We start from the raw sequence: 10,362 nt of genomic DNA on the forward strand, positions 1-10,362 counted from the left end.
GACTGGCCTGGCTCTGACCCAGCCCAGAGCCGCAAGGAGAACCCACCATGCCCCAACGTCTGCAAATCCTCTACAACACCGTCATCGCTCCTAAGCTGCAAAAAGAGTTGGGCTACACCAACATCCATCAGGTGCCGCGTCTGGAAAAGATCGTGATCAACCGCGGCCTGGGAGATGCTTCCCAAAACGCCAAGGCCCTGGAATCTTCCATCGCTGAGATCAGCGCCATCACGGGCCAGCGCCCGGTGATTACCCGCGCCAAAAAGGCGATTGCCAGTTTCAAAATCCGCAAGGGCATGCCGGTCGGCCTGATGGTGACCCTGCGGCGGGAGCGTATGTATGCGTTTTTGGATCGGCTGATCAACATTGCCCTCCCTCGTATCCGCGACTTCCGCGGCGTCAGCCCCAAATCTTTTGATGGGCGGGGCAACTACACCCTTGGTATTCGCGAGCAACTGATCTTCCCCGAAATCAACTACGACTCTGTAGACCAGATTAGAGGTATGGACATCTCCATTGTGACCACGGCCGAAACCGACGAAGAGGGCCGTGCCCTGCTCAAAGAGTTTGGCATGCCCTTTGCCTCTTAAGGTTTGCCCATCTCGAATTGTCTCGACTTGATCGATCTTCCGAGGAGCACCGACCCACCCATGGCCCACACCAACGACACGATCGCCGACATGCTCACCCGCATTCGCAATGCCACCATGGCTCGGCATGAATCGGTGGCGGTTCCGGCCACACGCATGACCCGCAGCATCGCTCGCGTTCTTCATGAGGAAGGTTTCGTGAGCGACTGGAAGGAAGAGGGAGAAGGGATCCACGCTCAGCTTGTGTTGCGGTTGAAGTATAAAGGTAAAGGGCGCAACTGCAGGCCCATCATCAACGGCCTGAAGCGGGTGAGTCGACCGGGCCTGCGGGTTTACCGCAGCCACAAAGAGCTGCCCCGCGTATTGGGCGGAATTGGGATTGCCATCATCTCTACTTCCAACGGCATCATGACCGATCGGGAGGCTCGCAAACAGGGCATCGGCGGCGAAGTGCTCTGCTATGTCTATTGATGAGTTGTTCTCTTGTCAGGAGTTGCCCCATGTCTCGTATCGGCAAGCGGCCCATCACCCTTCCTGCCAAGGTAGAGGTTCAGATCGAGGGCCAGCAGATCTCGGTAAAAGGCCCGAAGGGACAACTGTCTCGCAGTTTGCCCCCCTTGATTGCGGTGCATCAAGAAGCCCAGACGCTCAAGGTCAGCCGGGTCAACGAGTCTCGCCCGGCCCGCCAACTGCACGGCCTCTGCCGCACCTTGGTCGCCAACATGGTGGACGGTGTATCTAAGGGCTTTGAGCGCAGGCTGGAATTGGTGGGTGTGGGCTACCGGGCTTCCACCCAGGGCAACAAGTTAATCTTGAACGTTGGCTACAGCCACCCAGTGGAGATCCCGTTCCCGCCAGGGATCCAAATTGCGGTTGAGGGCAACAACGTCATCGTCGTCTCAGGTATCGACAAAGAGCTGGTGGGCAACACGGCGGCGCGGATTCGGGCCGTCCGCCCGCCAGAGCCCTACAAGGGCAAAGGGATTCGCTATGTAGGGGAACAGGTTCGTCGCAAAGCAGGTAAATCCGGGAAGGCCAAGAAGTAGCTATGAAAATCACTCGCAAAGCTGCCACCCAACGTCGCCATCGCCGCATTCGCCGCAAGGTCTTCGGGACACCCGAGCGGCCCCGTTTGGCTGTGTTTCGCTCCCATCGGCACATCTATGCCCAGGTGATCGACGATGTAGCCCAGCACACTTTGGCCTCTGCCTCCACTCTGGACAGGGAGCTGCGGGAAGCCTTCAAGGACATTGGCACGGCCACCCGAGAGGCTGCCGCCATGGTGGGGCGCTCCGTCGCCCAGCGGGCCTTACAGGCAGGCATTTCTCAAGTGGTTTTCGACCGCGGCGGCAAGCTCTACCACGGGCGCGTTCAGGCCCTGGCGGAAGCCGCCCGCGAAGCAGGCTTACAGTTCTAGGCCCTGAGGAGATGGCATATGGCTGAGCAAAGAGAACGTCGCAGAAGCAAAAAGAGCCGCGAAGAGCAGACTAGCGAGTGGCAGGAGCGGGTCATCCAGATCCGGCGCGTCACCAAAGTCGTTAAGGGCGGCAAAAAGCTGAGCTTCCGGGCCGTGGTGGTGGTGGGCAATGAGCGCGGCCAGGTGGGAGTTGGCGTGGGCAAAGCCAACGACGTCATCGGGGCTGTGCGCAAAGGAGTTGTAGATGGCAAAAAGCACCTAATCGAAGTGCCCCTCACCAAAGGGTTGTCTGTGCCCCATCCCATGCGGGGATCAGGCGGTGGAGCCACTGTCCTGGTGATGCCGGCAGCTCCTGGCACAGGGGTCATCGCCGGGGGAGCGGTGCGCACTGTTCTGGAGCTGGCGGGCGTGCGCAACAGCCTGGCTAAGCAACTGGGATCCAGCAACCCCCTCAACAACGCCCGCGCCACCATTGACGCGCTGCGGCGGATGCGCACCTTTGAGCAGGTAGCTGAAGATAGAGGGATCGACGTGCGCCGCCTGTTGAGTAAGTAACAGCAAGTCAGCCGGAGGTCAGTATGCGACTAAAAGACATTCGCCCCCAACCAGGCTCAACGCGGCGGCGGCGGCGGCTAGGCCGTGGCATCGCTGCTGGACAGGGAGCCTCCTGTGGCAAGGGAATGCGGGGACAGAAGGCGCGCAAAGGGGGCGGTCCCCGGCCTGGTTTTGAGGGAGGGCAGACCCCCCTCTATCGGCGGCTGCCCAAACTTAAGCACTTCCCCCGCTACGTGCGGCGCCCCCAGTACACCTTGATCAACCTGCGCGCTTTGGCCAAGTTGCCCGCCGGCAGCGAGGTCAGCTTGGAAAGCTTGATGGAGTTGGGGATCGTGACCACCAACGATGGCCCGCTGAAGATTTTGGGAGACGGGGAAGTGGGCGTGCCCCTGACGATCAGAGCGGCTGCCATCACCCCCTCAGCCCGAGCTAAAGTCGAGGCAGCGGGGGGTCGGGTGGAGATTGGGGGATCCCGGGCCGCTTCCGCCGGATCCTAAAATTGGGCCGCAGTTTGCAGCTTCTCTATTTTGCCGACTTTCCCACCGGCAGCGTAGAGTGGTAAATAGCTCACCTTGCCTTTCCCTTCCGCGAGGTTTTCTACATTTATGGCTGACACACGAGGCTCCGCTCCCTCCGCCCAAGAGACCTTCATGCAGATGGCCATGGCCTCTGGCCTGCGCAGCCGTCTGTTTCTTACCCTAGGCCTGTTGCTGTTGGTGCGTCTGGGCATTTACATTCCCATCCCCAGCATTGACCGGGCTCGCTTTGCCGCCGAAGCCGCCAACAGCCCCGTGTTTGGCTTTCTGGATGTCTTCTCGGGCGGCGGTATCTCCGCTTTGGGGATCTTCGCCCTTGGCATCCTGCCCTTCATCAACGCCTCCATCATCATGCAACTGCTGGTCTCGGCCATTCCGGCCCTGGAGAACCTGCAGAAGAACGAGGGGGAGCAGGGGCGGCGACAGATTTCCCAGTACACCCGCTACGTTACCCTGATTTGGGCCATCATCCAGGGCATCGGCATCTCCTTCTGGGTGCGGGAGTTTGCCAACACCAGCAACGAGTTGGCCTTCATGGCCTCCACCACCCTGGCCCTGGCGGCAGGTTCCATGTTTGTCATGTGGTTGGGGGAGATGATCACGGAGAAGGGGGTGGGCAGTGGTCCCTCGCTGTTGATCTTCGTCAACATTGTCGCCACGCTGCCCCGCGCCCTGGGTCAGACCATCAGCCTGGCCCGCGCTGATAGCAGCACTATTGGCGGCATCTTGGTGTTAATGGCCGTCTTCCTAGCCACCATTGTCGGCATTGTCTTCGTCCAGGAGGGCAGCCGCAAAATTCCCATTGTCTACGCCAAGCGCCAGGTGGGCAACAAGCTATTCCGCGAGCAGAAGAGCTACCTGCCCCTGCGGCTAAACCAGGGGGGTGTGATGCCGATCATCTTCGCCTACTCGGTGATGTCCCTGCCCTTTGCCTTGGCCCAGTACACCCAGAACCTAACGTTGGTGCAGGTGGCCAACCTTTTGGCCCCTACTTCTTGGTTTTACATTCCCTTCTACTTCGTGCTGATCCTCCTTTTCAGCTATTTCTACGCCTCTTTGATCATTAACCCGGTGGATCTGGCGCAAAACTTGAAGAAGATGGGAGCCAGCATTCCGGGAGTCCGACCGGGCAAGGCCACTGCCGAGTACATCGAAGGGATCCTCAACCGGCTGACCCTGCTGGGGGCCTTGTTCTTGTGTGCGGTGGCCATCATCCCGACGGCGGTGGAGCGGGCGACCGGCATCACCACTTTTCAGGGCTTGGGGGCAACTTCGCTGCTCATCCTGGTGGGGGTGGCGATCGAGACCTCCAAGCAGATCCAGACCTACGTCATTTCGCAGCGTTACGAAGGGATGGTCAAGCAATAGTGCCGAGGTTAATCTTTTTGGGACCGCCGGGAGCGGGCAAGGGCACCCAAGCAGAGCGGCTGGCAGCGATCTACCACACGCCCAAAATTTCCACAGGCGACCTGCTGCGGGCCGAGGTGAAAGCCCAAACGCCGCTGGGGTGCCAGGCTAAGGTGTACATGGATGCGGGAGAGCTGGTGCCTGACGAGGTGTTAATCGGGATGGTGAAAGGCCAGTTGCAACACTCGCCAGCGCAGGGTTGGATCCTAGACGGCTTCCCCCGCACCCTGGCGCAGGCGGAGGCTTTGGAAGAGCTGTTGCGGGAGTTGGGGCAAGACTACGACCACGTCCTCAACCTGGAAGTGCCGGATGACGTGGTGGTGGCACGGCTGTTGGCCCGCGGCAAAGAGCAGGGGCGCAGCGACGATGCGGACGAGGCGGTGATCCTCAAACGCTTGCAGGTGTATCGGGAGCAAACGGCTCCCCTGATCGACTTTTACGAGGCCAGGGGTCGTCTGCGACGGATCGATGGCAACCAGCCGATGGAATCGGTACAAGAGCATCTGCGGGCTCTCTTGGAAGGCTTCAGGAGGACAGCGTGATCAAAACGGGGGCCGGAAATCCCTCCCAGCCCGGATCCCTGCGGCGGGGCATGCAGCTCATCGAGATCAAATCCCGCCGGGAGGTGGAGAAGATGCGGCGGGCCGGGCGGGTGGTAGCCCAGGTGCTACAGGAGATCGCGGAGTGCCTGCAGCCGGGCTGGACAACGGCAGACATCGATGCCTATGCCGAGCGACGGGTGGCCGAATTGAACGCCCTGCCCAGCTTCAAGGGCTACTACGGCTTTCCCGCCTGTGTCTGTGTCAGCGTCAACCATGAGGTGGTACATGGGATCCCCAGTCCCCGCAAAGTGGTGCAGCCGGGGGACATTGTCAAGGTGGATTTTGGCGCCATGGTCGAAGGCTGGCATGCCGACTCTTGCATCACCATTGGCCTAGAGCCCCTCAGCGATGCCGCCCGCGACCTGATCGACACAGCAGCCAAAGCGCTGCAGACGGGCATTGACCACGTGCGCCACGGCGTCTGGCTACAGGATGTCTCAGGCGCCATCGAGGACTATATCCAGGGGCGGGGCTACTCCGTGGTGAAGCAGTACGTCGGCCACGGCGTGGGGCGCAACTTGCACGAGGAGCCGCAGTTTCCCCACTACCGCACCCGCGACCTTCCCAATCCCAAGCTGCGCTCCGGCATGACGGTGGCAATCGAGCCGATGGTGAATGCAGGAGGAGAGGCCACACGGGTGCTGTCGGATGGCTGGACAGTGGTTACGGTGGATGGCTCTTGGTCGGCCCAGTTTGAGCACACTGTCTTGATCACAGACTCTGGGGCTGAGATTTTGACGGATCGCACCCCTTTTCAGTCCTAGGGATCCCCTGCTGGAGGGCGGCAACGGCTAGGATAGAAGAGGTGGAGTATTGTTTCAGCTCTTAACTCGCTCTTAACAGAGCGGGTTTAGCGTCGCTTACTTCTGTTGTGTTGTTTTAAGGAGGGTTCCTTGTCTAAAGAAGACGCCATCGAAGTGGAAGGGGTGGTTACCGAGTCCTTGCCCAACGCCATGTTCCGGGTAGATCTGGACAACGGCTTTAACGTCCTCGCCCACATCTCCGGCAAGATCCGCCGCAACTACATCAAGATCTTGCCCGGCGACCGGGTCAAGGTCGAGCTCAGCCCCTATGACCTAAACAAAGGGCGCATCACCTACCGCCTCAAGAAAAAGTAGATCCCTGGCCTTAGCTGGGGCCGCTGAGCATGAAGGAGCTGAGCCAAGTTCTCAAAACCGGTCTCTGGGTTGCAGCCGGCGGGGTGAGCGCCTTGGCCGTTCTCAACGCCTGGATTGCTTCTCGAACCCAGCCTTTGCCCAGCCTCTTGCCGGGGGAGGAGAGGCACCATTTTTGGTGTGGCCATCGCCTGTTTTACAAAGTGGCGGGATCTGGCCAGCCTTTGTTGTTGTTGCACGGCATTGGGGCCGGTTCCTCCAGCTACGAGTTTCGCGCCGTGATGGCAGAGTTGGGTCAGCACTATCAGGTTTACGCTTTGGATTGGTTGGGTTGGGGCAACTCGGAGCGCCCCGATCTGGAGTACACTGGCCATCTATATGCCCGGATGATCGGGGATTTTGTCCAGCAGGTGATCGGGCGCCCCTGCCACGCCATCGCCAACTCCCTCTCGGCAGGGTTTGTGCTGCGTTCGGCCCGGCTGCAACCTCACCACTGGCAGAAGCTGCTACTCATCGCCCCTCTAGGAGACAACAGCCTCATCCCCGAGGCGCTAGGGATCCCTTTGGCTGAGGCGGTCTACGGGATCCTCAGCCTGCCGGTTTTGGGGCTGGCCTTTTACAACGCCATCACCACCCCCTGGAGTGTACGTCTATTTACGGAGCAGAGCCTGTTCTCTCCTGGGTACACTCTGGATGAGACGGTGGTGGATTACTACTATCAGGCGGCTCACCAGGCGGGGGCCCAATTTGCCCCCCGTTCTTTTTTGACCGGCAAGCTTAACCTGCCCATTCAGGAGGACTTTCGCGTGGTGGACAAGCCGCTGGCTCTGGTCTGGGGAGAAAACAACCGCCTCACCGGATTGGAACAGGCGGAGCGGTATCGCGCTTTGCGCCCAGAGGTGCCGATCTATCGACTGCCAGGGGCTGCTTTTCCTCACATCGAAGCGCCGCAGGCCTTCTTGTCAGTAGCTTTGCGCTTTTTGGGCGAGGCCGAAGCTGCCCTGCCGGCATAGGGGATCCCTTCGCCTTGATTGCTGCAGCAACCAGACTGACTGCCGGTTACAAGGATTGCGCCGTTGGCCTGGGACCTGGTTGCTGGGGTTCTTCTAATTCAGGGGGAGTTCCCAGTATCATCAGGGCGCATTCCTCCCGAACGTACCCCTACGGGTACAGGGCAGGGCTCCTGCGGTTTCTAGGTAAGCCGGGCGCAGCAGCTCAGGTTGGCTCCCCAGTATTTTTCTCCCAGGGGTCGATATCCAGAGGGGGGCTAGGAGGGGCGGGGGCAGACTCAGGAGCTGGCTCGGAAGGGGGGGCTTCTGCTTGGACGTACTCCTGCTCCCACTCCGGTTGTTCAGGAGCAGGAACAGGCTCGGGCTGACGGGGAGACCCTGCTTCGCCCTGGAGTTCGGGCTCTTCTTCGGGGTGATCGTCTTCTTGTTCGCCTTCCTCGTATTCTTCCTCGTAGTTTTCCTCGACGGCAGAGTAGTCATCGACAGCCCTGGGCAGGGCGGGGGCGAAGCCAGTTTCGGGTAACCAAGAGGGCTTACCCAGTCCCAGGGTTTCCAAAATTCCCTTGGTCAGTTGGGCTAGGCGGGTTTCGGCGCCATCAGCAACAATAAGGCGATCGCCGCCAACTGAGACGATCTCATCCGCAGGAAGCAAATAGGTGCTGAGGATGAAGCCGGGCAAAAAGGTAAGGCCGAGGTTAGAGAGGATTAGGCCTGTGATCAGGCCAGAGACGGAGTTGAATTCGAAATCTTTGACTTTTCCAAGGCGGATCCCTTCTTCTGTAACCACCTCGCTGCCAACCACTCGACTTAGGCCTTGCAAGTCCAAGTCGTCGAAAACTTCATCACTAGGAATGAGGATGGCATCTTGGCCCAAGGCCGTTACCTGCCGTAGATCCAGCAACCGTGGGGATCCGGCAAAGGCTTTCTCCAGCACCCCCAGCACCAGCACTTGCTTGGCTTCCAGATCTGCCCAAACTTCGCTAACTACTCCGAGTCGGGCTGCATTGGCTTGGCTAATCACCTGCGTTCCCAGAACCTGTGACCGCCGACGAACCTCTGGTCGCACCAGCGCAACAGATCCTTTCCCAGTCGTCATGGTGGTTTCCCCGTCGTGAGTCGAAGCTTCGCATTAGTGGGCTGGTCATCCGGCCCCAGGCACCAAAATCAAGTTAATAGTACCATTGCCTGTCCCCTCCCTCGCGAGCGGCTGGGATCGGATTCCGGACAATTTGCTCACTCCAGGCCAAAAACCGCTCCGTCATGGCCGGTAGGGAATAGTGCTGTTCTACCTGGTGTCGGCAGCGGCTGCGGTCGAGGCTATCCAGGCGTTCTACAGCCCTTGCCAAGGCCGCCACGTCGTCTGGCTCCACCACCCAGCCAGTCTCGCCATCGCTAACAATTTCCGCTGGCCCCCCACGGCGGTAGGTAATCACCGGCACGCCACAGGCCAAGGCTTCCACTGCCACCAGGCCAAAGGCTTCCACCCACTTGGGCGTCATGATCAAGGCAGAGCATTGGCCCAAGAGCTGCTGCATCTGGGAAGTGGGCAAAAAACCCCGGTAATCCAATTGGGCCCGTGGGTACTGTTTTTGAATCTGCTGCCAGTAGGCTGGGTCTTGCAGGTGGCCCAGGAGCAGTACCGGCCTTCCCGTCTTCTCGGCCAGGGCGGCGCAGTCTTCCAGGCCCTTTTCTGGGGCAATGCGGCCAACCCAACACAGGGCTCCGTTTCCCTCCGGCACAAAGTCGTAGCGGCTGAGATCGACGCCGCAGGGCAAATAGACAAAGGGATCCCGCCCCGCCGCCATCTGGGCGCGGGCAAAGGCAAAGGTCTGGGCTTGCGCCCGCGAGTGCACTGCCAGCCGACCTGGGTAGCGGTAGGCAATGTGCTCCAGGGCCAGATCGACGGCGTCGCTGAGGGATCCCATGCTGACGATATGGGCCACCGGCGTGCGGAAAAAATCTGTCAGGTAGAACGAGAGCCAGTCGTAGCTCCAGTTCACGATGAGCTCGAACTGATCCTGCAGTTGGGCAGCCCGCTGCCATAGGTTGGCCACTAGGGAAGGGGTGGAGAGACAGACCGGCTGGTCGCGGCGCTGGCTTTGGGCATAGGGCGGGGGGAGGCCTGTAACTGTCTCGATAACTCCCTCTGGCAAGTCGGCACCGTGGGATCCCTCGGGGGCTAGCACGCACACCTCGGCTCTCCTCTCCAGCAGGCTACGCGCCAAGTTGACGAGGTTGAGCTCTACCCCCCCCCCACCCCCCGATCCCAGAGGCCCAACGGGGGTGGAGACAAACAAGAAGCGCTGGGGACAAATCATGGGCAGCCTTGCAGGCTCGACCCCTTGCTGGCTAGTTTGGTTAACTCTGGGGGACAAGGTCAGGTTCTGGCCACGAAGATTTCCCCTTTCTCCACCTTAACTTTGTAGGCAGTTAGGTCGGTCTTGGCTGGTCCACGGGTACGGCTGCCATCGGCGGCAAAAGCTGAGCCATGACAGGGGCAGACGAAGTTCTCCCCCCGCCAGTCTACGTCGCAGCCGGCATGGGGACAGGCTGCATCCAGAGCCAGCAGCGAGTCTGACTTTTGAGGATCCCCGACCAACCAAAGGGTGGCGGTGTTCTTCCCAAAGGCGTCTTCTACCTTGAAGGGGCCTTCTTTGAGATCTTCCAGTGTTGCCACTTTAACGAACTCCGGCTCAGCCCCTTTGGGGCCCGAAGCAGCACCCTGGGCAATGGCACGGTTAAAACGGCGCTGAGCCGAGGCAGGCAACAGGCCCACCAGCGAGCCAAAACCAAGCGCCAGCCAACGCAGAAAACCGCGACGATTGTTGTACATAGCCACGTGTCCTGAGATGGATACAAGTTGACACTCCCACCGACTAAAGTCGGGGGATTCTTACGCAGTCCACAGACGGACTCGCAAAGGCGCTGTCAAGACGCCCCTAGACGGTTCCTTGGGACCTAGTCTCAAGGTTCCGCTTACTTACAGCCTGTTAAGGAATCAAGGGGTACAGTAGCAACACTTAGCAAACCAACTTCGGAAGCAGGATGGATTGATCAGGAGTAAAGAAGTCTGCACTATCTGCTCCATGCTATACTTCCCAACTCTGGAAAACTGTCGAATAAAATGCTT

At 59.9% G+C, this 10,362-nt stretch carries 14 protein-coding genes and 1 pseudogene; 11 read left to right on the plus strand and 4 right to left on the minus strand.

Going from position 1 to position 10,362, the window contains the following annotated elements; translation table 11 throughout:
- Window positions 1–47: 47 nt before the first annotated feature.
- The 11 genes from rplE (at window position 48) to NW845_RS02165 (ending at window position 7,235) form a co-directional block, all read left to right on the plus strand.
- Complete coding sequence (rplE, locus tag NW845_RS02115; protein WP_414363796.1) at window positions 48–590, plus strand: 50S ribosomal protein L5; 543 nt, start codon at window positions 48–50, stop codon at window positions 588–590.
- A 60-nt stretch (window positions 591–650) separates the two neighbouring features.
- Window positions 651–1,061: a 30S ribosomal protein S8 gene (gene rpsH / locus NW845_RS02120; protein WP_414363795.1), complete on the plus strand. Its 411-nt coding sequence runs from the start codon at window positions 651–653 to the stop codon at window positions 1,059–1,061.
- 29 nt (window positions 1,062–1,090) lie between these two features.
- Complete coding sequence (gene rplF / locus NW845_RS02125) at window positions 1,091–1,636, plus strand: 50S ribosomal protein L6 (RefSeq protein ID WP_414363793.1); 546 nt, start codon at window positions 1,091–1,093, stop codon at window positions 1,634–1,636.
- Between the two features lie 2 nt (window positions 1,637–1,638).
- Window positions 1,639–2,007 (plus strand): 50S ribosomal protein L18, encoded by a 369-nt coding sequence (gene rplR / locus NW845_RS02130; RefSeq protein ID WP_414363792.1) that lies wholly within the window; start codon window positions 1,639–1,641, stop codon window positions 2,005–2,007.
- Between the two features lie 18 nt (window positions 2,008–2,025).
- Window positions 2,026–2,562, plus strand: coding sequence for a 30S ribosomal protein S5 (rpsE, locus tag NW845_RS02135; protein WP_414363791.1), 537 nt, complete (start codon window positions 2,026–2,028; stop codon window positions 2,560–2,562).
- Window positions 2,563–2,585: 23 nt separating this feature from the next.
- Entirely contained in the window at window positions 2,586–3,059 is a 474-nt protein-coding gene (gene rplO / locus NW845_RS02140) for a 50S ribosomal protein L15 (protein WP_414376601.1), read from the plus strand.
- A 108-nt stretch (window positions 3,060–3,167) separates the two neighbouring features.
- Complete coding sequence (gene secY / locus NW845_RS02145; protein ID WP_414363789.1) at window positions 3,168–4,466, plus strand: preprotein translocase subunit SecY; 1,299 nt, start codon at window positions 3,168–3,170, stop codon at window positions 4,464–4,466.
- On the plus strand, window positions 4,466–5,047 hold the full coding sequence (locus NW845_RS02150) for an adenylate kinase (RefSeq protein ID WP_011430028.1): 582 nt from the start codon (window positions 4,466–4,468) through the stop codon (window positions 5,045–5,047). The genes secY and NW845_RS02150 overlap by 1 nt, the downstream gene beginning before the upstream one ends.
- Window positions 5,048–5,097: 50 nt before the next feature.
- Window positions 5,098–5,871, plus strand: a complete 774-nt coding sequence (map, locus tag NW845_RS02155) for a type I methionyl aminopeptidase (protein WP_414363838.1) — start codon at window positions 5,098–5,100, stop codon at window positions 5,869–5,871.
- A gap of 129 nt (window positions 5,872–6,000) precedes the next feature.
- Complete coding sequence (gene infA, locus NW845_RS02160) at window positions 6,001–6,225, plus strand: translation initiation factor IF-1 (RefSeq protein WP_011430026.1); 225 nt, start codon at window positions 6,001–6,003, stop codon at window positions 6,223–6,225.
- 29 nt (window positions 6,226–6,254) lie between these two features.
- Window positions 6,255–7,235 carry an alpha/beta fold hydrolase gene (locus NW845_RS02165; protein WP_414370685.1) on the plus strand — a complete coding sequence of 327 codons (981 nt, stop codon included), beginning with the start codon at window positions 6,255–6,257 and terminating at the stop codon, window positions 7,233–7,235.
- Between the two features lie 202 nt (window positions 7,236–7,437).
- Here the strand turns inward: NW845_RS02165 and NW845_RS02170 are convergent, their stop codons facing one another.
- From NW845_RS02170 to NW845_RS02185, 4 genes and pseudogenes are all read right to left on the minus strand, one after another.
- On the minus strand, window positions 7,438–8,328 hold the full coding sequence (locus NW845_RS02170) for a PRC-barrel domain-containing protein (protein WP_414376603.1): 891 nt from the start codon (window positions 8,326–8,328) through the stop codon (window positions 7,438–7,440).
- A gap of 73 nt (window positions 8,329–8,401) precedes the next feature.
- Window positions 8,402–9,550 (minus strand): glycosyltransferase family 4 protein, encoded by a 1,149-nt coding sequence (locus tag NW845_RS02175; RefSeq protein ID WP_414376605.1) that lies wholly within the window; start codon window positions 9,548–9,550, stop codon window positions 8,402–8,404.
- A 59-nt stretch (window positions 9,551–9,609) separates the two neighbouring features.
- The gene (locus NW845_RS02180; RefSeq protein ID WP_414376607.1) at window positions 9,610–10,065 is read right to left on the minus strand and encodes a ubiquinol-cytochrome c reductase iron-sulfur subunit; all 456 of its coding nucleotides are present in this window, start codon (window positions 10,063–10,065) and stop codon (window positions 9,610–9,612) included.
- 165 nt (window positions 10,066–10,230) lie between these two features.
- Window positions 10,231–10,362: pseudogene (locus tag NW845_RS02185) on the minus strand (IS630 family transposase); the annotation flags it as partial.

It is taken from the genome of Synechococcus sp. H60.2, from assembly GCF_047462315.1.
Classification (GTDB): domain Bacteria; phylum Cyanobacteriota; class Cyanobacteriia; order Thermostichales; family Thermostichaceae; genus Thermostichus.

Excerpts from the sequence above, each read along its gene's own strand:
- rplE (WP_414363796.1), top strand. The coding sequence starts at position 48 with ATGCCCCAACGTCTGCAAATCCTCTACAACACCGTCATCGCTCCTAAG.
- rpsH (WP_414363795.1), top strand. The coding sequence starts at position 651 with ATGGCCCACACCAACGACACGATCGCCGACATGCTCACCCGCATTCGC.
- rplF (WP_414363793.1), top strand. The coding sequence starts at position 1,091 with ATGTCTCGTATCGGCAAGCGGCCCATCACCCTTCCTGCCAAGGTAGAG.
- rplR (WP_414363792.1), top strand. The coding sequence starts at position 1,639 with ATGAAAATCACTCGCAAAGCTGCCACCCAACGTCGCCATCGCCGCATT.
- rpsE (WP_414363791.1), top strand. The coding sequence starts at position 2,026 with ATGGCTGAGCAAAGAGAACGTCGCAGAAGCAAAAAGAGCCGCGAAGAG.
- rplO (WP_414376601.1), top strand. The coding sequence starts at position 2,586 with ATGCGACTAAAAGACATTCGCCCCCAACCAGGCTCAACGCGGCGGCGG.
- secY (WP_414363789.1), top strand. The coding sequence starts at position 3,168 with ATGGCTGACACACGAGGCTCCGCTCCCTCCGCCCAAGAGACCTTCATG.
- map (WP_414363838.1), top strand. The coding sequence starts at position 5,098 with ATGCAGCTCATCGAGATCAAATCCCGCCGGGAGGTGGAGAAGATGCGG.
- NW845_RS02165 (WP_414370685.1), top strand. The coding sequence starts at position 6,255 with ATGAAGGAGCTGAGCCAAGTTCTCAAAACCGGTCTCTGGGTTGCAGCC.
- NW845_RS02170 (WP_414376603.1), bottom strand. The coding sequence starts at position 8,328 with ATGACGACTGGGAAAGGATCTGTTGCGCTGGTGCGACCAGAGGTTCGT.
- NW845_RS02175 (WP_414376605.1), bottom strand. The coding sequence starts at position 9,550 with ATGATTTGTCCCCAGCGCTTCTTGTTTGTCTCCACCCCCGTTGGGCCT.
- NW845_RS02180 (WP_414376607.1), bottom strand. The coding sequence starts at position 10,065 with ATGTACAACAATCGTCGCGGTTTTCTGCGTTGGCTGGCGCTTGGTTTT.